This is a genomic window from Bradyrhizobium sp. USDA 4486 (assembly GCF_054057995.1).
The window spans coordinates 3,369,582-3,389,990 of sequence record NZ_JBSRZV010000001.1 but is presented as its reverse complement, the minus strand read 5'-3'; the positions used below and the strand labels follow the sequence as shown (position 1 = coordinate 3,389,990).

The following is a 20,409-nucleotide window of genomic DNA, read 5'->3' as shown; positions in this document are numbered from 1 at the left end:
ATCGCGCGCGATGAAGATCGTCGTCTTCGGCGGTACCGGCTTTGTCGGCCTCAATCTCGCTGAGGTGCTGCTCGCGCGCGGGCACGGGGTGGCGCTGTATGATCGTGCGCTGCTGCCGCCGGCAGCGCAGCGGTTCCTGGCTGATTTTCGGGAGCGGCTCAGGATCGTTCAAGGTGATATCACAGACGCGGACGGCATCGATGCCCTCATTGCCGAAGGTTGGGATGCGATTGTGCTGGGTGCGGCAATCACCGCCGGTGATGATCTCGAGCGGGCATCGCCCGCGCGCGTTCTCGATATCAACGTGATGGCCCAAATACCGATCCTGCAATCGGCGATCCGCCACGGCGTTCGCCGCGTCGTCAATCTGTCGTCGGCGTCGGCCTATGGCGCCGCGGGCCAGCGCTTTCCGGTGCTGGATGAGGAGACGCCCTGCGATCCGGTCTCGTTCTACGCGATCAGCAAGTTCACCTCCGAACGATCTGTCGCGCGCCACGCCGAGCTCTTTGGCGGCGATTTCTTGAGTGTGCGCTTAAGTGCCGTGTTCGGTCCATGGGAGCGGCCCGGCTCGGTGCGCGATACGCCGAGCCTGCAATTCCAGATCCTTGCTGCGTTTGCCCGCGGTGAGCCGGCTCTTCTCCCGGCGCCAGGCATCAAGGATTGGACCTATGCGCCGGACGCCGCTGAAGCGGTGGCACTGCTGATCGAGGCCGAGCGGCCGCGCCACGGGCTCTACAACATCTCCAGCGGCAGCGCCTGGTCGGCGCTGCAATGGGGCGAGGCGTTTGCGGGCCTGCATCCCGGGCTGGAGTGCCGGCTCGCGTCTCCCGGAGAGAAGACCTTCATCAAGCTCCACGGTGGGGATCGGGCGCCGATGTCGGTCAAACGGATGGCCGACGAATTCGGCTGGCGCGCGCGGTTCGGCTGTGCCGGGTCTGCGGCAGCGATGAGCACCTGGTGGATGCAGCACAAGGAGGGGATCTGACATGCGGCTGCAGGGGCGCACCGCCATCATCACCGGCGCCGGCTCCGGCATCGGCCGCGCCAGCGCGAGGCTGTTCGCTGAGGAAGGCGCGCGTCTGGCCCTGGTCGACCGCGATCCCGCAGGACTCGAGGAAACGCGAGCCTTGGTGGGCGAGGCAACGACGCATGTCGGCGACGTCGGCGATGCCGCATTCGCCGAGACTGTCGTCAGCGCGGTCGTCGCGCATTACGGCCGGCTCGATATCCTGATGACGGCGGCCGGCTTCTCCTGCGGCGGGACGGTGCTGACCACGAGCCTGGAAGACTGGGACGCGGTGTTTCGCGCCAATGTGGGAGGCACCTGGCTGTGGGCGCGGGCGGCTGTGCCGCAGATGCAGCGGCAGAGCAGCGGCTCGATCATCACCTTGGCATCGCAACTCGCGATGGCCGGCGGCAAGGGCAACAGCGCCTATATCGCTGCCAAGGGCGCGATCGTCAGCCTGACAAGGACCATGGCGGTGGACTTTGCTACCGATGGCATCCGCGTCAACGCAATCGCGCCGGGCGCGATCGATACGCCGATGCTGCGCCGCAGCTTTGCCCGGCACGCCAATCCGGACGAGGTGCGCGAAGCTTCCCGCAACCGTCACGCCATGAAGCGGTTCGGCCGCGCGGAAGAGATCGCCCAGACCGCGCTGCATCTCGCCAGCGATGCGTCCTCGTTCACGACGGGGACCGTGATGGTGGTCGACGGAGGCTGGCTCGCGGCATGAATGACGCGCTGACGGATCTCGAAGCGGACGTTCACACCGATCTTGCGCGGATCGCGCATCCCGGCGCCGCGTGGCTCGAACCGAAGACGGGACCCGATGGCAAGCCGGCGCTCGATGTGCTCATCATCGGCGCCGGCCAGTCCGGCATCGCCATCGGCTTCGGCCTGTTGCGCTCGCGCGTCAGCAATATCCTGCTGATCGATAAGGCGGAGGAGGGGAAGGAGGGCCCATGGCTCACCTATGCCCGGATGCCGACCCTGCGCAGCCCGAAGGACTATACCGGCCCGGACCTCGACATTCCGAGCCTGACCTATCAGTCCTGGCATGAGGCGCGGTTCGGCAAGAAGAGCTGGCAGCAGCTTGACCTGATCGCGCGCGATCACTGGGCCGAGTATCTGCTCTGGCTGCGGCGCACGATCGGCTTGCCCGTGCGCAACGGTTGCGAGCTTCTGGAGATTGCGCCTGCATGTGACGGCCTGCTCGCGGCGCGCGTGAAACGCGCCGACGGTATCGAGACGCTCTACGCCCGCAAGATCGTGCTGGCGACCGGGCAGGAGGGCATGGGCGGCTGGATGATCCCGGAGCAGCTAGCGCACCTGCCGAAAAGTTCCATCGCGACCGTCGCCGACGATATTGATTTCGAGCGCCGGCGCGGCAAGCGCGTCGCCGTGATCGGCGCCGGCGCCTCCGCCTTCGACAATGCGGCGACCGCGCTGGAAGCTGGCGCCGCCGAAGTGCACCTGCTCTGCCGCCGTGCGCAGATCCAGTTGATCCAGCCCTATCGCTGGCTGACCTTCCGCGGCTTCCTGCGCCATCTCAGCGATCTCGATGACGCCTGGCGCTGGCGCTTCATGCGCAAAATTCTCGAGATGCGCGAGGGATTTCCGCAGCCAACCTATGACCGCTGCGCGCGTCATGCCAACTTCAGCTTGCACGAGGGCGCGCCGGTCGACGCGGCGCAGGAGACCGGCAATGGCATCGCATTGCAGACGCCGCGCGGAACCATCACAGCGGATTTCGTCATCTGCGGCACCGGTATCGACATGAACTTCGCCGGCCGCGCCGAGCTCAGCCGTTTTGCCGCCAACATCGCGACCTGGGCCGACCGGTATCAGCCGCCGGATAACGAGCGCAACGATCGGCTCGGCCGCTTCCCTTATCTTGCCGACGATTACGCCTTCACCGAGCGTGTGGCAGGCACGACGCCGTGGATCTCCGACATCCATCTCTTCGCCATCGCCTCCACCATGAGCTTTGGCCCGTCGGGATCGTCGATCAATGCGATGACGACGGCCGTGCCAAAACTGGTGAATGGCCTGACGCGCGGCCTGTTCCGCGCCGATATCGCGCGACATTGGGCGTCGCTCGGCGCCTATGACGTGCCGCAGGCCACGATCACGCGGCCAGCGCGGACAATGGAGCAATCGCAATGATCATCCATGCGCCGCCGCGACGATACGCCTACAAAATCGCCCCATGAGACTGGCGCGCAACTTGCTTGTTTCTGAACCTGCCTTGCTGGCGTTCTCGTTCGAAATTCAGGGAAAAACCAATGCGTTTTGTGTCTTTCAGGCCGGCGACCTGCGTCCTCGCTACCACCGCGCTGTTGCTCGTCGCCACCGCGCCGTCGCAAGCGCAAACCAGGGCAGAGACATTGCGCTACGTCACCGGCGCGTCCGTCAACACGCTCGATCCCAACATTCCCGGATCCACCCGCGAGTCCTTCGCGCTGAGCATGAGCACCTATGACCGGCTGGTCGCGTTCGGCCGCAAGCAGCTCAACGGCAAATGGGTGTTCGATCTCGACACCATCACCGGTGAGCTCGCCGAATCCTACGACGTCAGCCCCGACGGCCTGAAGCTCACCTTTCGCCTGCGCAAGGATGCAAAATTCCAGGACGGCTCGCCCGTCACCGCCGAGGACGTCAAATGGTCGCTCGACCGCTGCGTCACCGCGCCGATCCTCGGCAAGGCGCAACTGCTGACGGGATCGTTGACGTCGGCCGACCAGTTCAAGGTGATCGATCCCCTCACGATCGAGGTAACGCTGCCAAAACCTGACAAGCTCGCGCTGCCGAACCTTGCCACCGTCTACCCGATGATCATCAACTCGAAACTGGCAAAAGAGCATGCGACGGCGGATGATCCCTGGGCGACGGCCTGGCTGAAGGAACATACCGCCGGCAGCGGCGCCTATGTGATCGAGACGTTCAAGCCGGGCGAGCAGGTGATCGTCAAGCGCAACGAGGCCTGGAACCGCGGATCACCAAGCAAGCCGGCGTTCTTCAAGCGCGTCATCATCCAGTCCGTGCCGGAGCCGGCCACGCGCGCCAACCTCGTCGAGCGCGGCGATGCCGATCTCGTCGTCGATCTTCAGGCCAGCGACGTGCAGGCGCTCGAGGCCAAGGGCAAGCTCAAGGTGATCTCGACACCGCAATACAATTCGATCACCTTCGTCTCGATGAACAACCAGATCCCGCCCTTCGACAACGTCAATGTCCGCCGCGCCATCGCCTTTGCGCTGCCCTATGAGGACATGTTCAAGGCCGCCCTGTTCGGCCGCGGTGCGCCGCTGTTCGGCGCGAACTGGCCGGACGGCAAGCCGCTGAGCGGTGTCTATCCGTTCCAGCAGCCGGTGAAGATCGATCTCGACAAGGCGAAGGAGTACCTGAAGGCAGCGGGCCTGCCCGAGGGATTCTCGACGACGTTCAGCTTCAATGTCGGCCAGGCCTCGACCGCCGAGCCGATGGCGGCGCTGGTGAAGGAATCGCTCGGCAAGATCGGGATCAAGGTCGACATCCAGAAGCTGCCGGATGCGCAGATGTCGACGCAGATCAACGAGAAGAAGCTGCCGTTCTTCACCGAGGGAATCGTCGCCTGGCTGCCGTCGACCGATTATTTCTACCGCAACTTCTACACCGGCAACCAGCGCTGGAACTACAGTTCGATCAACAATCCCGAGCTTGCCGCGATCGCGCAGGAGGCCCGCTTTGAGCCGGACAAGGCCAAATACGAGGAAGACGGCCGCAAGCTCAATGCGATGCATGCCGATTTGATGCCGCAGATCATGTTATGGCAGCCGAACCAGGATGCGGTGATGGCCGCCTCGATCGAGGGTTACACCTACGAGTTCCACCGGCAGGTCGACTATCGCGACGTCAGCCGCAAGTGACATGCGCAGCCAAGAGAGAGTTTGAGAGGTGATGACGGGTCTTGGCGCAACGATGGTGCGGGCGGGCAGGCGGCTATTGTCATCGCTGCCGGCGCTGTTCGGTGTGCTGGTCTTCACCTTTCTGCTGATGCGCGTCCTGCCCGGCGACCCCGCGGTGTTCTTCGCCTCGGGGCCCAATGCCGGCAAGGAGGAGATCGAGCAGATCAGAAAGCAGATGAGGCTCGACAAATCCGTGCCGGAGCAGCTCGTGTTCTATCTCTCCGACATCGGCCACGGCAATCTCGGCCGGTCCATGATGACCGGGCAGCCGGTGCTCAAGGATCTACGCGAACGGCTGCCGGCCTCGCTGGAGCTCACCTTCACCGCGTTGCTGATCGCGCTGATCGCGGCGGTGCCGCTCGGCGTGATCGCCGCCTTGAGGCCTGGATCAGTTGTCGACCATGTCGTGCGGCTGTTCTGCGCGCTCGGCGTCTGCGTGCCGACCTTCGTGTCGGGGCTGCTGCTGATCTACGTCTTCTATTATCTGCTCGGGCTAGCGCCCGATCCCACGGGGCGCATCGACGTCTTCACCTCGCTGCCGCCGTCACGCACCGGTTTCCTGTCGATCGATTTCCTGCTCGCCGGGGACTTCGAAGGCTGGTGGGCGGCCTGCAAGCAGCTCATCCTGCCGGCGGTGAGCATGGCGCTGTTCGTGATCGCGCCGCTGGCGCGGATCACGCGCGCCTCGATGCTGGTCTCGCTCGGCAGCGATTTTGTGCGTACCGCGCGTTCCGTCGGATTGTCCTGGCGCAAGGTGGTCGTCACTTACGCGTTGAGGAACGCGATCCTGCCCGTCATCACCATCGCGGGCATCGTGTTCTCGACCATGCTCGGCGCCAATGTCCTGGTGGAGAAGGTGTTCTCCTGGCCCGGCGTTGCCTCCTACGCGCTCGATGCGCTGCTCTCCTCCGACTACGCGCCGGTCCAGGGTTTCGTGCTGCTGATGGCCAGCCTGTTCGTGCTGGTCAATCTCGTGGTCGACATCTGCTACGGCATCGCTGATCCCAGGGTGTCGATCGAATGACCAGCGCAACCCTCCGCCATTCGGTCTGGATTCTGCGCGGCAACCCGCTGACGGCCGTCGCCGCGACCGGCGTGCTGGTGTTCGTCCTGCTTGCGATTTTTGGCCCCTGGATCGTGCCTTATGATCCCGTGGTCTCCAATGTGTCCGAAGCCTTGCAGCCGCCGAGTGCGGCGCATCTCGCCGGCACGGATCAACTCGGGCGCGACGTGTTCAGCCGTCTCATCATCGCGGCGCGGCTCGATCTCGCCATCGCGGTCTCGGCGGTCGGCATCTCCTCTGTGCTTGGCGCGGTCGTCGGTTCCTTCTGCGGCTATGCCGGCGGCAGGCTCGATCGTAGCGTCGGCCGTTTCGTCGACGTCATGATGGCCTTTCCGCTGTTCGTGCTGGCGATGGCGATGGTCGCGGCGCTCGGCAACCGGATCGAGAACATCGTGATCGCAACGGCGATCATCAATCTTCCCTTCTACATCCGTTTCGCTCGGGCCGAGGTCAACGTCCGCCGCAATGTCGGCTGGGTCGAGGCCGCGCGCGCCTGCGGCGAGAGCCATTTCTCGGTGGTGCTGCGCTTCCTGCTGCCGAACATCCTGCCGGCGATGGCGGTGCAGATCTCGCTCAATCTCGGCTGGGCCATTCTCAACGCGGCCGGACTGTCCTTCATCGGCCTCGGCGTCAAGCCGCCGACGCCGGAATGGGGCATCATGGTCGCGGAGGGCGCGCGCTTCATTTCGACCGGCCGGTGGTGGCTGGTGGCCTTTCCGGGCCTCGCGCTGATGCTTGCCGTACTGTGCTTCAATCTCCTTGGCGATGGGATGCGGGACATTCTCGATCCCCGGATGCGCACATGAGCGAAGCGCTGCTCAGGATCGAGGATCTCCACGTCACGTTCTCGACGCGGCGTGGCATGGTCGAGGCGGTGCGCGGTGTCACGCTCACGGTCGAAAAGGGCGAGATGCTCGGCCTCGTCGGCGAGAGCGGATCGGGCAAGTCGGTGACCGGCTTTGCGACGACGCGGCTGCTCGATGCGGCCGGTCGCGTCACCGGCGGCAGGATCCTGTTTCGCGGGCAGGACGTGACAAAACTCCGGGGCGATGACCTCCGTCAGCTCCAGGGCGCCGCGATGTCGATGATCTTCCAGAACCCGCGGGCGGCGCTCAACCCGATCCGTGCGATCGGCCTGCAGATCGCGGACGCGATCCTCACCCACAAGCGCATCTCGAAAGAGGCCGCGCGCGCCGAGGCACTGGACTTGTTGCGTGCGGTCCAGATCCGCGACCCCGAGACGCGGATGAATGCCTATCCGCACGAGTTGTCCGGCGGCATGTGCCAGCGCGTGATGATCGCGATCGCGATCTCCTGCAATCCCGCGCTCCTGATCGCGGACGAGCCGACCACCGGTCTCGACGTCACCACCCAGAAGGTTGTGATGGACCTGCTCGCCGACATCGCCGCCGCGCGCGGCATGGCCACGATCCTGATCACGCACGACCTTGGCCTTGCGGCGCGCTATTGCCGCCGCATTGCGGTGATGGAGCGAGGACGCATCGTCGAGGAAGCGAGCCCCAAGACGCTCTTTGCGGCGCCGCAGCACCCTTACACCAAACGCCTCGTTGCGGCATCGCCGACCGCGACCTCGCGGATCGAGGATCTCGTCACTGAGGAGGAGCGGGAGCGATACGCGGCCGTCGTCAGCAAGCCCAGGCCTGAGCTTCCGCACGGGACGCCACCGCTGCTCGAGGTGCGCAAGCTTGCAAAACGTTTCGACCAGGGCTCCGCCGCGGTCGCCGACTTCTCGATGACGATGGCCGGCGGCGAGAGCGTCGGGCTCGTCGGCGAGTCCGGCTCCGGCAAGAGCACGACGTCGCGGATGATCTGCCGGCTGATCGATCCGAGCGAAGGCGATATCGTGTTCGAAGGGCAGTCGATCGGCCACGTCGCCTCGCGCGACTTCCATCGCTCTCCCCTGCGCAAAGACATCCAGATGGTCTTCCAGGACCCGAACGAGAGCCTCAACCCGCGTTTCACGGCATTCGACTGCATCGCCCATCCCCTGATGCGGCTCGACGGCATGCGCGCCGGTGATGCGCTGCGCAAGCGGGTGGAGGAGTGTGCGGAGCGGGTCGGATTGCCGCTCGATCTCTTGCCGCGCTTTCCGCACCAGCTTTCAGGCGGCCAGAAAGCGCGCGTCGGGATCGCGCGCGCCATCGCCTGCCGGCCGCGGCTCCTGGTGCTGGACGAGCCGACCGCCGCGCTCGACGTTTCGGTGCAGGCGGTAGTGCTGCAGCTGCTCGATCGTCTCAGGCGCGAGAACGACATCGCGCTGCTGTTCGTCAGCCACGATCTCAACGTGGTTCGCATGCTGTGCGACCGCACCATCGTGCTGCGCAATGGCGGAATCGTGGAGCAGGGCGAGAGCCGGGCGCTGTTCGACAATCCGAAGACGGACTACACGCGCAAGCTGGTCGAGGCGATCCCGCATATCGAGACCGGCAAGGTGCTGGCGGCCGCCCTGTGAGGCCCGCATCGTTCCAAATTGCAGCGAGATCCCGCTGGCGAAGGGGCATTTAGTGGCATACCATTTGCTTGCAAATGGGCTCGGTTTCACTTGCCCTTGGCCAAAGAAAGCTGGCATCACGGCATTACTGGGAGGACTTCATGGATCGCAGGACCGTATTGAAGGGACTGGCTGGCGCGGGCGGTCTGGCATTGACGGGCCTGTCGGCCCCCGCGATCGCCCAGAGCGCCGCGGCGCGCACCCTGCGTTTCGTGCCCCAGGCCAATCTCGCCAATTTCGACCCGATCTGGGGCACGCAATATGTCGTGCGTAACGCCGCGGCGCTGGTCTGGGATACGCTCTACGGCATTGATTCCTCGCTCCAGCCGCAACGGCAGATGGTCGAATCCGAGGAAGTGACGGACGACGGCACGACCTGGACGTTCAAGCTGCGGCCGGGCCTCAAATTCCACGACGGCGAGCCGGTGCTGAGCAAAGACGTCGTTGCAAGTCTCACCCGCTGGGCGGCGCGCGATCCAATGGGATTGATGATCAAGGCGCTCCAGCAGGAGTTGACGGCGGTTGACGACCGCACCTTCAAGTGGGTCCTGAAGCAGCCCTACCCGAAGATGCTGTACGCGCTTGCCAAGAACAACTCGCCCTGCGGCTTCATCATGCCGGAGCGCATCGCGCAGACCGATCCGTTCAAGCAGATCACCGATTATGTCGGCTCCGGGCCGATGAAGTTCGCCAAGAGCGAGTGGGTGCCGGGCGCCAAGGCTGTGTTCGAGAAGTTCGCGGACTACGTGCCGCGCCAGGAGAAGGCGTCCTGGCTCGCGGGCGGCAAGCAGATGATGATCGATCGCATCGAATGGATCGTGATGCCGGATCCGGCCACTGCTGCCGCGGCGTTGCAGAATGGCGAGGTCGACTGGTGGGAAAGCCCGATCGCCGATCTCGTTCCGGTCCTGAAGAAGAACAAGAACATCAGCGTCGATATCGGCGATCCGCTCGGCAATGTCGGCTCGTTCCGCATGAACCATCTCTTTGCGCCCTTCAACGACGTGCGGGCGCGGCGCGCGGTGCTGATGGCGCTGAGCCAGGAAGACTACATGCGCGCGATCGTCGGCGACGACACGGCGCTGTGGAAGCCGCTGCCCGGATTCTTCACGCCGGATACGCCGCTCTATTCCGAGGCGGGTGGCGAAATCCTGAAGGGCAAGCGCGATTTCGACGCTGCCAAGAAGCTGCTCGCCGAGAGCGGATATTCCGGCCAGCCGGTGACGTGCCTCGTGGCGCAGGACCAGCCGATCACGAAAGCGCAGGGAGACGTCACGGCCGACCTGCTCAAGAAGCTCGGCATGAATGTCGATTTCGTCGCGACCGATTGGGGCACGGTCGGCTCGCGCCGCGCGCAGAAGACACCTCCCGGACAGGGCGGCTGGAACATGTTCCACACCTGGCATGCGGGCGCGGACTGCATCAATCCGGCGCCCTACACCGCCATTCGCGCCAATGGCGACAAGGCCTGGTTCGGCTGGCCGAACAGCCCCGGCACCGAGAAGGAGGTCGCGTCCTGGTTCGAGGCCAAGAACCTCGACGAGGAGAAGGCCGCCATCGGTCGCCTCAACAAGGCGGCGCTCGATGACGTGGTCTATGCCCCGACCGGTTTCTTCCTGAGCTACACGGCATGGCGCAAGAACGTCTCCGGCATCACCAAGGGGCCGCTGCCGTTCTTCTGGGGTGTGTCGAAGTCCGCATGATCGCGCGCTGAGGCCAGATGCTCTCCTACATCCTCCGTCGCATCGTCGCGACCTTGCCGGTGATGGCAATCGTCGCGCTGTTCGTGTTCAGCCTGCTGTACATCGCGCCGGGTGATCCCGCCGTGGTGATCGCAGGCGACCAGGCGAGCCCGGAGGATGTGGAGCGCATCCGCCAGAGCCTCGGCCTCGACCGCCCGTTCCTGATCCAGTTCGGGAGCTGGGTCTGGCGCATCCTGCATGGCGATCTCGGCACCTCGATCTTGACCAATCTGCCGGTCTCGGCGATGATCGGGCAGCGTCTCGGACCGACGCTGTCGCTGATGATCGTCACGCTGCTGCTCACCGTCCTGGTGGCGGTGCCGCTCGGCGTGGTGGCGGCGTGGAAGGCCGGCAGCCTGATTGATCGCGCGATCATGGGTTTTGCCGTATTCGGTTTCTCGCTGCCGGTGTTCGTGGTCGGCTACATGCTCGCCTACATCTTCGCGCTCGAGTTGGAATGGCTTCCGGTGCAGGGCTATACGCCGCTCAACCAGGGCTTCTGGCCGTGGCTGGAGAACCTGATTCTGCCGGCGGTTGCGCTCGGCTGCGTCTACATCGCGCTGGTCGCGCGCATCACCCGCGCCGCCATGCTCGAAGTGTTGCAGCAGGACTATATCCGCACGGCGCGTGCCAAGGGCCTCGGGCAGGGTGGCATCGTGTTCATTCACGCGCTGAAGAACGCGGCGGTGCCGATCGTGACCGTGATCGGGATCGGCATCGCGCTGCTGATCGGCGGCGCAGTGGTCACGGAAAGCGTGTTCGCGATTCCCGGGCTCGGCCGGCTCACGATCGACGCGATCCTGCGCCGCGACTATCCGGTGATCCAGGGCATCGTGCTGCTGTTCAGCTTCGTTTACGTCCTCGTCAACCTGATGATCGACGTCATTTATACGCTCGTTGACCCGAGGATCCGCTATTGACCGACACCACCGTCAATCCGCAATCACTTCCGGCCGGACTCGTCCTCGCGCCGCAGCTGCCGGAGATCCTGCGTCCGGTCACGATCCGGCGCGGTTTCATCGGCCTCTTGCGCGGCCATCCCACCGTTGCGATCGGCGGCGCGCTGCTGCTGCTGCTCGTCCTGATCGCGGTGTTCGCACCTCATCTCGGCACGGTCGATCCGACCGCGCTGGCGCCTGCAAAACGCACGCGGGCGCCGTCGGCCGATTTCTGGTTCGGCACCGACGTGCTCGGCCGCGACATCTATTCGCGCGTGCTGTTCGGCGCGCGGGTCTCGCTCACGGTCGGCCTGTCGGTCGCGATCTTCGCATCCGCGGCAGGTCTTGCCATCGGCATGGTCTCGGGCTTCATCCGCTGGGCCGACGGCATTTTGATGCGATTCATGGACGGGTTGATGTCGATCCCGCCGATCCTGCTCGCGATCGCGCTGATGGCGCTGACGCGCGGCAGCGTCGGCAACGTCATCCTCGCGATCACCATCGCCGAGATCCCGCGCGTCTCGCGTCTCGTCCGCAGCGTGGTGCTGTCGCTGCGCGAGCAACCCTATGTGGACGCTGCCGTCGCCTGCGGCACGCGCACGCCGATGATCATCCTGCGCCACATCCTGCCCAACACGGTGGCGCCGATGCTGGTCCAGGCGACCTACATCTGCGCCAGCGCCATGATCACCGAGGCGATCCTGTCCTTCATCGGCGCCGGCACGCCGCCCACCATTCCGTCCTGGGGCAACATCATGGCGGAAGGTCGCGCGCTGTGGCAGGTCAAGCCCTACATCGTGTTCTTCCCGGCGGCCTTCCTGTCGGTCACCGTGCTCGCCGTGAATTTGCTCGGCGACGGCCTTCGCGATGCGCTCGATCCGCGCATGGCCAAGCGTCTCTGATATCCCGGGGCTGCGTGCGATGGCGTTGCTAGAGGTCGAGAATCTGCAAACCCACTTCCGCACCCCGAGCGGCATCAACCGCGCCGTGGACGGGATGTCCTTCCACGTCAACGAGGGCGAGACGCTGGCCATCGTCGGCGAGTCCGGCTGCGGCAAGTCGGTGACCTCGATGTCGCTGATGCGCCTGATCCCGGAGCCGCCCGGCAGGATCGCAGGCGCCATCCGCTTCGCCGGTAAGAATCTCCTCGAGCTCTCGGATCGCGAGATGCGCGCCATCCGCGGCAACGACATCTCGATGATTTTCCAGGAGCCGATGACGAGCCTCAATCCGGTGCTGACCGTCGGCCGCCAAATCCGCGAGACCTTGATGATCCATCAGGGCCTCGACAAGCAGGCCGCCGAGGCGCACGCGATCGAGATGCTGACGCTGGTCGGCATTCCCGAGCCGAAGCGGCGCGTGCGCGAATATCCGCATCAGCTCTCCGGCGGCATGCGCCAGCGCGTGATGATCGCGATTGCGCTCGCCTGCAATCCAAAGCTCCTGATCGCGGATGAGCCGACGACCGCGCTCGACGTGACGATCCAGGCGCAGATCCTGAAGCTGATGCTGGATCTCAAGCGCCGGGTCGGCGCGGCCATCATCCTGATCACCCACGACCTCGGCGTCGTCGCCGAGATTGCCGAGCGCGTCATGGTCATGTATGCCGGCCGCAAGGTCGAGGAGGCGCCGGTGGCGGAGCTGTTCCGCTCTCCGCGGCATCCCTATACACAGGGCCTGTTAGGTGCGGTGCCGAAACTCGGCTCCTCGCTCGCAGGCACTGCGACGCGGCTCGCCGAGATTCCCGGACAGGTGCCTGACCTTCGCAAGCCGATCATTGGCTGCGTCTTTGCCGGGCGATGCGCGCTCGCCACCGATCTGTGCCGGCAATATGCGCCGGGCCTGGAAGAGAAAGGCCCGCGCCACATAGCGGCCTGCCACTACGCCGCCAAGGGAGCGGTCGCGGCATGAGTGTTCCGTTGCTCCAGGTCAACGACCTCAAGAAGCATTTTCCGATCAAGACCGGCCTGTTCGGCCGCAAGTCCGAGTTCGTCTATGCGGTCGACGGCGTGTCATTCGAGATCGCGCGCGGCGAGACGCTGTCGCTGGTCGGCGAGTCCGGCTGCGGCAAGTCGACGGTCGGCCGTGCCATTTTGCGGTTGTTCGACATCACCGCAGGGCAGGTGATCCTCGACGGCCAGCGCATCGACGACGCGCATCCGAGCACGATGCGTCAGATGCGCCGCCGGGTGCAGGTGGTGTTCCAGGATCCATTCTCGAGCCTCAATCCGCGCATGCGCGTGCGCGACATTCTCGCCGAGCCGATCCGTAATTTCGGCTTAGCCAAATCCGCGGAGGATCTCGAAGTCCGCGTCACCGCGCTGATGGACACGGTGCGCCTGCCGCGCGAGGCGCTGAACCGCCGGCCACACGAATTCTCGGGCGGCCAGCGCCAGCGCATCGGCATTGCCCGGGCGCTCGCGGCCGAGCCCGAGTTGATCGTCTGCGACGAGGCAGTCTCGGCGCTCGACGTCTCGGTCAAGGCACAGATCGTCAACTTGCTCCAGGACCTCCAGCAGAAATTCGGCCTGGCGCTGCTGTTCATCAGCCATGATCTCGCCATCGTCGAGCACATGACGCACCGCGTCGCGGTGATGTATCTCGGCAAGATCGTCGAGGTGGCGCCGCGCCGCGAGATATTTGCCGCGCCAAAACATCCCTATACGAGGGCGCTGCTCTCGGCGGTGCCGCTGCCTGAGCCCGGCGCGAAGCGCAATCCCATCATCCTCGGCGGTGACGTGCCGAGCCCGATCAATCCGCCGAAGGGATGCCGCTTCCACACCCGCTGCCCGCTCGTCTTCGACCGCTGCCGCACCGAGGAGCCGACGCTGCGCGCGATCGGACCCGAGCAGTGGGCGGCTTGTCACCTCGCGGAGGAAGTGGAGGGGCTTTAAAGCGTCATCGCGCTTTAGGTTGTTGTTTACGCATGATCTTTCCGGAAAACCGCTTCGCACTTTTCCGGATCATGCTCTAGCCCTGCCGGCGCAGGAAGCCGGTGATCGTGACTTTCTCCCAGATGCCCGCCGCGGCAAAGGGGTCGGCGCGGTTGAAGGCTTCGACCTCGCTGCGGCCCGGCGCCTCGATCAGGAACAGGCTGCCGATCATGGTCTGGCCATCGTCGGAGACCAGCGGCCCCGACATCACGATCTTGACGCCGAAGGACGAGGTGTCGCTCAGGAAGGCCTTGTGGGCGTCGTAATTGGCGAGCCGGGTCGGCAGCGCGCCGGCGCGGTCGACGGCGTGGATGGCGAACAGCATGGTGTCTCCGTGTTCTCAGGACGGCCGTGGGCGGCCGCCCGTATTTGCGGTGATTGGGTGGTCTATTTGGCGCCGAGCTTGCCCGCGTCCTCGAAGGTCGGGCAGGTGCGCTGCTCCAGCGGAACGTCGAACGGCTGGTAGTTGTCCTTGGTGATGACGGTCGGTTTCAGCACGATCTCGCTGATGACAGGCTGGTTGCGCAAGGAGCGGATCGCCATCATGGTGCCGAGGCAGCCTTGCGCAAATCCGTTGTAGTCGCCGCTCGCGAGCAGCTTGCCTGACTTGATCGCGTCGATGGCTTCCTTGGTGCCGTTGATGCCGATTACTTGCGCTTTCCGGTTCGCTCCGTCGAGCGCCTCGATCGCGCCGATCGCCATGGCGTCGTTGGCCGCGAGCACGCCGTCGATCTGCGAATTCGACTGCATCAGGTTCTCCATCACCTGGAGCGCCTGGAGCCGCTGATAGTTGCCGGGCTGCGAGGCCAAGAGCTTGGCGCCCGGGGCCTCCTTCAGCGCGTCGTTGAAGCCGCGGACGCGGTCGACATTTGTCAACGAGCCCTTGACGCCCTCGATGATGACGATGTTGCCCTTGCCGCCCAGCGTCTTGAGCAGGAAGCGCGCGGTCTCCAGCCCCAGGCTGTAATCGTCGGCGCCGACGAAGGACAGGAATTTTCCGCCCGCCGAGCGGTCGGTGATGTTGACGACCGGGATCTTTGCCTCGTTGATCTTCTCGACGCCCGGCACCATCGCCTTGTAGTCGACCGGCGTGAACACGATCGCGCTCGGCTTCTTCACCACGACGTCCTCGATCTGGCTGAGCTGCTCGGGGATCGAGTCGGGCTTGGTCGGAATGTATTGCAGCGTCTTCGCGTTCAGCGATTTCGCCATGTTGTCGGCGCCGACCCGCACCGTCTGGAAGAACGGGTTGGTCTGGTTCTTGGTGAAGATGGCGATGGTTTCGCCGTCGGCGCGCGCTCCAGTCGTGAACGCAGCCGCCATCAGCAGCGGCAGCGCCAAATAGCCCAGTTTCTGTCTCATAGTGCCTCCATCCCTCATTTTGCTTGTTGGATTTCTAGAACTCATTGCGCGCGGCGGCGGGTCTTCATGTCGAGCCAGACCGCGAGAATGACGATGATGCCCGTGACCAGCGGCTGCCAGTTGGCGCTGACCGAGAGCAAGTTCATGCCGTTCAGCACCAGCGTCAGGATCAGCGCCCCGATGAAGGTGCCGAACACGGTGCCGACGCCGCCGAACAGCGAGGTGCCGCCGATCAGCACGGCCGCGATCGCCGGCAGCGTCAGGCTTTCGCCGATATCGGCCTCGGCCGAATTGAGACGCGACAGGAAGATGATCGAGGCGAGCCCCGCCATGGTGCCCGAGACCGCGTAGACCAGCAGCAGGCGCCGCGCAACGGGAATGCCGGAGAGGCGGGCGGCGACCGGATTGGCGCCGATCGCATAGATCTCCTGGCCCCAGATCGTCCGCTGCGCGAACAGCGTGCCGATGCCGAGGAACACCAGCAGCAGGTAGACCGGTATGGGCAGGCCGAACAGATATCCGCTGCCGATCTGGCGGAAGCCCGCGGGGAAGCCGTGCAGGGTCTCGCCCGCCATGTACCAATAAGTCAGGCCGTTCAGCACCCAGAGCATGCCGTAGGTGGCGATGAAGGAGGGGATGCGCAGCGCGGTGACCATGACGCCGTTGAGGAGGCCGACGATGCCGCCGCAGGCAAGTCCGGTGAGGATGCCCAGCGCCGGCGAGCCGGTCTTGTGAATCACGGTGCCGGCAATGCAGGCCGACAGCGCGACATTGGCGCCGACGGAGAGATCGAGGCCGGCCGTGAGCACCACCAGCGTCAGGCCGGAGGCGATGAAGAAGGTCAGGCTCGCTTGCCTCAGCACATTGAGGATGTTGCCGAGGCTCAGGAAGGAATCGCTGAGCACGGCGAGCACCGCACAGATCAGGAGCGCCGCGAGCAGGCGATAGAACAGCTGGATCGCGTCCTGCGACAGGAACGAGCGGGGCGGCGCGATGGCGTCCTTGGTGATGTCGGTCATGCGCGGCTCCTGAGGCCGTCGAGGAACAGGGCAACGATGACGAGGACGCCGACGCTTGCGACCTGCACCGAGGACGGCAGCGAGATCAGGTTCAGGCCGTTGCGCAGCACGCCGACGGAGAGGACGCCGAGCAGGGTGCCGAGCAGCCAGCCATTGCCGCGCTCGAACGAGGTGCCGCCGACCGCGACTGCAGCGATGGCGTCGAATTCGAGGCCGAGGCCCGCGGTCGGGTGGCCGGAATTCATTCGCGCGGTCATCAGCAGACCCGCGATGCCGGCCATGGCGCCGCCGATCGCGTAGACCGCGATCAGCAGCTTGTTGGGCGAAAGGCCGGCATAGCGCAGCGCCTCGCGATTGCCGCCGAGCGCAAAGATGTAGGTGCCGAAGCGGGTGTGATAGAGCAGGCCGTGGAACGCCGCGTAGGTCACCAGCGCCATCACGATCGGCACGGGAACGCCGAGCAGCGTCGCCGAATAGATGTCGCGCACGCTGTGGGGAATCCCGACCACGCTCTGGCCGTCGCTGACGATCAGCGACAGGCCTTGCGCCATGCCGAGCGTGCCGAGCGTCGCGACGAAGGGCGGGATACCGAGGATCGCGACCAGCCAGCCATTGGCGACGCCGAACGCCGCGCCGACAAGGAGGCCGGCGCCGAGGCCGAGCAGCATTGACTTGGTCGCGAGCGACACGATCGCGACGCAGAGCGAGGTCAGCGTCAGCACCGCGCCCATCGACAGGTCCAGCCCCTCGGTCATGATGATCAAGGTCATCGGCAGCGCGAGCATGGTCAGGATGGTCGACTGCACCAGCACGTTGGAGAGGTTGGCGGCCGACAGGAAGCCGGGCGCAATGGCGCTGAACAGCGCGATCAGCAGCACCAGCACGATGGCGACGCCGGGGATGCGCTGCAGTGGATTGGGTTGTGATACGACCGCGGCTTCACGCATGATGCATCCCCAGTCGCACGATGTTCTCCTCGGTCAATTCATTGCGGGTCAGATGCCCTGCGATCCGTCCCTCGCGCATCACATAGGCGCGGTCGCAGACATGGCAGATCTCGACCTGTTCGGACGAAATCATGAGCGCGGCCGCGCCCTCCGCGACGAGCCGGTCGATCAGCGCAAAAATCTCGGACTTGGCGCCGATGTCGATGCCGCGCGTCGGCTCGTCGAAGATGAAGAGCTTCGAGCCGGCCGCCAGCCATTTGCCGATCACGACCTTCTGCTGGTTGCCGCCCGAAAGCAGGCCCACGGTCTGCCGCGCGCTCGGCGTCGCGATCCGCAACTGCCGGATCAGGCCGTCCGAGGTGCGCTGCGCGCTGCGCTGGTCGAACAGGCCGCTCGGGAACAGCTTTTTCAGCGCCGACACGACCAAATTATCGCCAACCGAGCGGAGCAGCGCGAGACCTTCGCTCTTGCGGCTCTCCGGGATCAGCGCAATGCCGCGGCGGGCGGCGAGATCAGGCTCGCCGGAGATGCTCTTGCCCTCGAAGATGATCTCGCCCGATGTCACGGGATCGGCGCCGAAGATGGCGCGCGCCACCTCGCTGCGGCCGGAGCCGACCAGGCCGCACAGGCCGACGATCTCGCCGCGGCGGACCTCGATGTTGATGTCGGAGATGCCCGTCGCGGCCGAGAGGCCCTGGACCTCGAGCAGTACTTCGCCGGGCTTATCGGCAAAATTGCGCGGATAGGTCATGTCGACGTTGCGGCCGACCATCATGCGCACCAGTTGGTCCGGTGTGACATCGGCGGGCTTGACGCCGTCGATGCGGCGGCCGTCACGCAGCACCGTGATGCGGTCGCCGAGCGCGAACACCTCGGCCATGCGGTGCGAGATGTAGACGATCGACACGCCATCGGCCTTGAGCCGCGCGATCAGCGCGAACAGCAGCTCGCTCTCGCGATCGGACAGCGCCGCGGTCGGCTCGTCCATCACGAGGATGCGTGCGTTCTGGCTGATTGCTTTCGCGATCTCGACCATCTGCTGCTGCGCCACGCCGAGCTTGTCGACCGTGGTGGAGGGATCGATGTCGAAGCCGATCGTGTCAAGCACGCGCTTGGCCTCGGCCAGGATCCTGCGGCGGTCGATGGTGCCGGGGATGCGGCCTTTCGGCTCGCGGCCGAGGAAGATGTTCTGGGCGATGTCGAGATAGGGAACCAGCGAGAATTCCTGGAAGATCACGGCAATGCCGAGCTTCTGCGCATCCGCGGTCGAGGAGATCGCGACCTTCTCGCCCTCGTAATAGAACTCGCCGGCATCGGCACGATAGGCGCCGCACAGCACTTTCATCAGGCTCGATTTTCCGGCGCCGTTCTCGCCGAGCAGCATGTGGACTTCGCCGGGGTAGACGGCAAAGGACACGTCATCCAGCGCCTTGACGCCCGGAAACGCCTTGCTGATGCCGCGCAGCTCCAGCAGCGGCGTGGGCGAGGTGACCTCGATCGGGAGCGCGTCGCTCATGCCATCTCACTCATGTCTTGGCTCCGCCTGCAAAGATCTTTCCGGGGTTCATCAAGCCGTTCGGATCGAGCGCGGTCTTGATCGATCGCATCACGTCGACGGCGTCACCGAGCTCGTCGGTGAGGTAGTCGATCTTGCCGAGCCCGATGCCGTGCTCGCCGGTGCAGGTGCCGTCCATGGCGATGGCGCGGGCGACCATGCGGGCCTGCAACGCCTTGGCGCCCTCGGTCTCCTCCTGTTTCAAGGGGTCGATCAGGATCAGCATATGAAAATTGCCATCGCCGACATGGCCGACGATCGGCGCGGTGAAGCCGTGCTCGTCCGCATCGCGCCGCGTCTGGGTCAGGCATTCCGCCAGCCGCGAGATCGGTACGCAGACGTCGGTAATCACCGCGCGTGCGCCGGGCCGCAGGCCGAGGCCGGCATAGAGCGTGTTGTCGCGGGCGTGCCAGAGCCGGCTGCGGTCTTCTGGGGCCTTGGCCCAGGCAAAGCCGTGGCCGCCATGATCGGCGGCGATCGCCTGCGCCGCCTCGGCCTGCTCGGCGACGGAGTTTTCGGAGCCGTGGAATTCGAAGAACAGGGTCGGGGCCTCACGATAGCCGAGCTTGGCGTAGGCGTTGATGCCGCGCATCATCACGTCGTCGAGCAGCTCGATGCGCGCCACGGGGATCGCGGACTGGATCACGGAGATCGCGGTGTCGACGGCATCGTGCAGGGTATCGAAACTGCAGACCGCAGCCGAGATCGCCTGCGGCACGGGATGCACCTTCAGCGTGATCTCGGTGATGACGCCGAGCGTGCCTTCCGCGCCGACGAACATGCGCGTCAAATCATAGCCCGCCGCCGACTTCCGCGCGCGTTTCGCGGTGCGGATCACGCGGCCGTCGGCCAGCACCACCTCCAGCGCCATGACATTGTCCTTCATGGTGCCGTAGCGAACCGCCATGGTGCCGGAGGCGCGCGTCGACGTCATGCCGCCGATCGAGGCGTCGGCGCCGGGATCGATCGGAAAGAACAGTCCGGTGTTGCGCAGCTCCGCATTGAGCTGCTTGCGGGTGATGCCGGGCTGCACGACGACATCCATGTCGCTGTCATGCACGCTGAGCACCTTGTTCATGCGCGCGAAATCGAAGCAGACGCCGCCGGCGACCGCGGCCGCATTGCCTTCGAGCGAGGTTCCGGCGCCGAACGGGACGATCGGCATGCCCGCGCCCGCACAGAGCTTGACGATCTCGGCGACCTCCTGTGTCGTCTCGGGGAACACGACGATGTCGGGCGGCAGATTGCGATAATGCGATTCGCTCTGCCCATGCTGGTCGAGCACGCCGCGTGCTACGCTCGCGCGCGGGCCGATCATGCCGGTGAGGCGGTCGGCCAATATGCTCGTGCTGACACGAGGTCCCATCCCAAAACTCCCGTCTGCTCCCTGT

18 protein-coding genes are annotated in these 20,409 nt (G+C 65.3%); 12 read left to right on the top strand and 6 right to left on the bottom strand.

Annotation, left to right across the window (positions count from 1 at the left end):
- The first annotated feature begins 10 nt into the window (after positions 1-10).
- From ACVWY3_RS16740 to ACVWY3_RS16685, 12 genes are all read left to right on the top strand, one after another.
- Complete coding sequence (locus ACVWY3_RS16740) at positions 11-985, top strand: NAD-dependent epimerase/dehydratase family protein (RefSeq protein WP_456839434.1); 975 nt, start codon at positions 11-13, stop codon at positions 983-985.
- Between the two features lies 1 nt (position 986).
- Positions 987-1,736: an SDR family oxidoreductase gene (locus ACVWY3_RS16735; RefSeq protein ID WP_456839433.1), complete on the top strand. Its 750-nt coding sequence runs from the start codon at positions 987-989 to the stop codon at positions 1,734-1,736.
- A complete protein-coding gene (locus ACVWY3_RS16730; RefSeq protein WP_456839432.1) occupies positions 1,733-3,169 on the top strand; it encodes an NAD(P)-binding domain-containing protein in 1,437 nt (478 codons plus the stop codon). Before ACVWY3_RS16735 ends, ACVWY3_RS16730 begins: the two co-directional genes overlap by 4 nt.
- A 119-nt stretch (positions 3,170-3,288) precedes the next feature.
- The gene (locus ACVWY3_RS16725; RefSeq protein ID WP_456839431.1) at positions 3,289-4,908 is read left to right on the top strand and encodes an ABC transporter substrate-binding protein; all 1,620 of its coding nucleotides are present in this window, start codon (positions 3,289-3,291) and stop codon (positions 4,906-4,908) included.
- A gap of 31 nt (positions 4,909-4,939) precedes the next feature.
- Entirely contained in the window at positions 4,940-5,971 is a 1,032-nt protein-coding gene (locus tag ACVWY3_RS16720) for an ABC transporter permease (RefSeq protein ID WP_456839430.1), read from the top strand.
- Positions 5,968-6,816, top strand: coding sequence for an ABC transporter permease (locus ACVWY3_RS16715; protein ID WP_456839429.1), 849 nt, complete (start codon positions 5,968-5,970; stop codon positions 6,814-6,816). The genes ACVWY3_RS16720 and ACVWY3_RS16715 overlap by 4 nt, the downstream gene beginning before the upstream one ends.
- Positions 6,813-8,483 (top strand): nickel ABC transporter ATP-binding protein NikE, encoded by a 1,671-nt coding sequence (nikE, locus tag ACVWY3_RS16710; RefSeq protein WP_456839428.1) that lies wholly within the window; start codon positions 6,813-6,815, stop codon positions 8,481-8,483. The genes ACVWY3_RS16715 and nikE overlap by 4 nt, the downstream gene beginning before the upstream one ends.
- A gap of 140 nt (positions 8,484-8,623) precedes the next feature.
- On the top strand, positions 8,624-10,225 hold the full coding sequence (locus tag ACVWY3_RS16705) for an ABC transporter substrate-binding protein (protein ID WP_456839427.1): 1,602 nt from the start codon (positions 8,624-8,626) through the stop codon (positions 10,223-10,225).
- A gap of 17 nt (positions 10,226-10,242) precedes the next feature.
- Positions 10,243-11,184 carry an ABC transporter permease gene (locus ACVWY3_RS16700; protein ID WP_456839426.1) on the top strand — a complete coding sequence of 314 codons (942 nt, stop codon included), beginning with the start codon at positions 10,243-10,245 and terminating at the stop codon, positions 11,182-11,184.
- Positions 11,181-12,104, top strand: a complete 924-nt coding sequence (locus ACVWY3_RS16695) for an ABC transporter permease (RefSeq protein ID WP_456839425.1) — start codon at positions 11,181-11,183, stop codon at positions 12,102-12,104. The genes ACVWY3_RS16700 and ACVWY3_RS16695 overlap by 4 nt, the downstream gene beginning before the upstream one ends.
- 19 nt (positions 12,105-12,123) lie before the next feature.
- A complete protein-coding gene (locus tag ACVWY3_RS16690) occupies positions 12,124-13,113 on the top strand; it encodes an ABC transporter ATP-binding protein (protein ID WP_456839424.1) in 990 nt (329 codons plus the stop codon).
- Positions 13,110-14,096, top strand: a complete 987-nt coding sequence (locus tag ACVWY3_RS16685; RefSeq protein WP_456839423.1) for an ABC transporter ATP-binding protein — start codon at positions 13,110-13,112, stop codon at positions 14,094-14,096. Before ACVWY3_RS16690 ends, ACVWY3_RS16685 begins: the two co-directional genes overlap by 4 nt.
- Positions 14,097-14,172: 76 nt before the next feature.
- On the opposite strand, the gene ACVWY3_RS16680 is transcribed toward ACVWY3_RS16685, so the two are convergent.
- The 6 genes from ACVWY3_RS16680 to ACVWY3_RS16655 all read right to left on the bottom strand — a co-directional run bounded on the left by ACVWY3_RS16680 (position 14,173) and on the right by ACVWY3_RS16655 (position 20,384).
- Positions 14,173-14,460, bottom strand: a complete 288-nt coding sequence (locus ACVWY3_RS16680; RefSeq protein ID WP_456839422.1) for a YciI family protein — start codon at positions 14,458-14,460, stop codon at positions 14,173-14,175.
- 62 nt (positions 14,461-14,522) lie between these two features.
- A complete protein-coding gene (locus tag ACVWY3_RS16675; RefSeq protein WP_456839421.1) occupies positions 14,523-15,497 on the bottom strand; it encodes a sugar ABC transporter substrate-binding protein in 975 nt (324 codons plus the stop codon).
- Between the two features lie 41 nt (positions 15,498-15,538).
- Complete coding sequence (locus tag ACVWY3_RS16670) at positions 15,539-16,516, bottom strand: ABC transporter permease (RefSeq protein ID WP_091887690.1); 978 nt, start codon at positions 16,514-16,516, stop codon at positions 15,539-15,541.
- Positions 16,513-17,463: an ABC transporter permease gene (locus ACVWY3_RS16665; protein WP_456839420.1), complete on the bottom strand. Its 951-nt coding sequence runs from the start codon at positions 17,461-17,463 to the stop codon at positions 16,513-16,515. The genes ACVWY3_RS16670 and ACVWY3_RS16665 overlap by 4 nt, the downstream gene beginning before the upstream one ends.
- Complete coding sequence (locus ACVWY3_RS16660; RefSeq protein ID WP_456839419.1) at positions 17,456-18,979, bottom strand: sugar ABC transporter ATP-binding protein; 1,524 nt, start codon at positions 18,977-18,979, stop codon at positions 17,456-17,458. The genes ACVWY3_RS16665 and ACVWY3_RS16660 overlap by 8 nt, the downstream gene beginning before the upstream one ends.
- 10 nt (positions 18,980-18,989) lie before the next feature.
- On the bottom strand, positions 18,990-20,384 hold the full coding sequence (locus tag ACVWY3_RS16655; RefSeq protein ID WP_456839418.1) for an FAD-linked oxidase C-terminal domain-containing protein: 1,395 nt from the start codon (positions 20,382-20,384) through the stop codon (positions 18,990-18,992).
- Positions 20,385-20,409: the final 25 nt, after the last annotated feature.

Bases quoted from the DNA above. Each gene is read 5' to 3' on its own strand.
- ACVWY3_RS16715 (WP_456839429.1), top strand. From the start codon at position 5,968: ATGACCAGCGCAACCCTCCGCCATTCGGTCTGGATTCTGCGCGGCAAC.
- ACVWY3_RS16730 (WP_456839432.1), top strand. From the start codon at position 1,733: ATGAATGACGCGCTGACGGATCTCGAAGCGGACGTTCACACCGATCTT.
- ACVWY3_RS16665 (WP_456839420.1), bottom strand. From the start codon at position 17,463: ATGCGTGAAGCCGCGGTCGTATCACAACCCAATCCACTGCAGCGCATC.
- ACVWY3_RS16720 (WP_456839430.1), top strand. From the start codon at position 4,940: ATGACGGGTCTTGGCGCAACGATGGTGCGGGCGGGCAGGCGGCTATTG.
- ACVWY3_RS16685 (WP_456839423.1), top strand. From the start codon at position 13,110: ATGAGTGTTCCGTTGCTCCAGGTCAACGACCTCAAGAAGCATTTTCCG.
- ACVWY3_RS16725 (WP_456839431.1), top strand. From the start codon at position 3,289: ATGCGTTTTGTGTCTTTCAGGCCGGCGACCTGCGTCCTCGCTACCACC.
- ACVWY3_RS16680 (WP_456839422.1), bottom strand. From the start codon at position 14,460: ATGCTGTTCGCCATCCACGCCGTCGACCGCGCCGGCGCGCTGCCGACC.
- ACVWY3_RS16740 (WP_456839434.1), top strand. From the start codon at position 11: ATGAAGATCGTCGTCTTCGGCGGTACCGGCTTTGTCGGCCTCAATCTC.
- ACVWY3_RS16690 (WP_456839424.1), top strand. From the start codon at position 12,124: ATGGCGTTGCTAGAGGTCGAGAATCTGCAAACCCACTTCCGCACCCCG.
- nikE (WP_456839428.1), top strand. From the start codon at position 6,813: ATGAGCGAAGCGCTGCTCAGGATCGAGGATCTCCACGTCACGTTCTCG.
- ACVWY3_RS16655 (WP_456839418.1), bottom strand. From the start codon at position 20,384: ATGGGACCTCGTGTCAGCACGAGCATATTGGCCGACCGCCTCACCGGC.
- ACVWY3_RS16700 (WP_456839426.1), top strand. From the start codon at position 10,243: ATGCTCTCCTACATCCTCCGTCGCATCGTCGCGACCTTGCCGGTGATG.
- ACVWY3_RS16670 (WP_091887690.1), bottom strand. From the start codon at position 16,516: ATGACCGACATCACCAAGGACGCCATCGCGCCGCCCCGCTCGTTCCTG.
- ACVWY3_RS16675 (WP_456839421.1), bottom strand. From the start codon at position 15,497: ATGAGACAGAAACTGGGCTATTTGGCGCTGCCGCTGCTGATGGCGGCT.
- ACVWY3_RS16660 (WP_456839419.1), bottom strand. From the start codon at position 18,979: ATGAGCGACGCGCTCCCGATCGAGGTCACCTCGCCCACGCCGCTGCTG.
- ACVWY3_RS16735 (WP_456839433.1), top strand. From the start codon at position 987: ATGCGGCTGCAGGGGCGCACCGCCATCATCACCGGCGCCGGCTCCGGC.
- ACVWY3_RS16705 (WP_456839427.1), top strand. From the start codon at position 8,624: ATGGATCGCAGGACCGTATTGAAGGGACTGGCTGGCGCGGGCGGTCTG.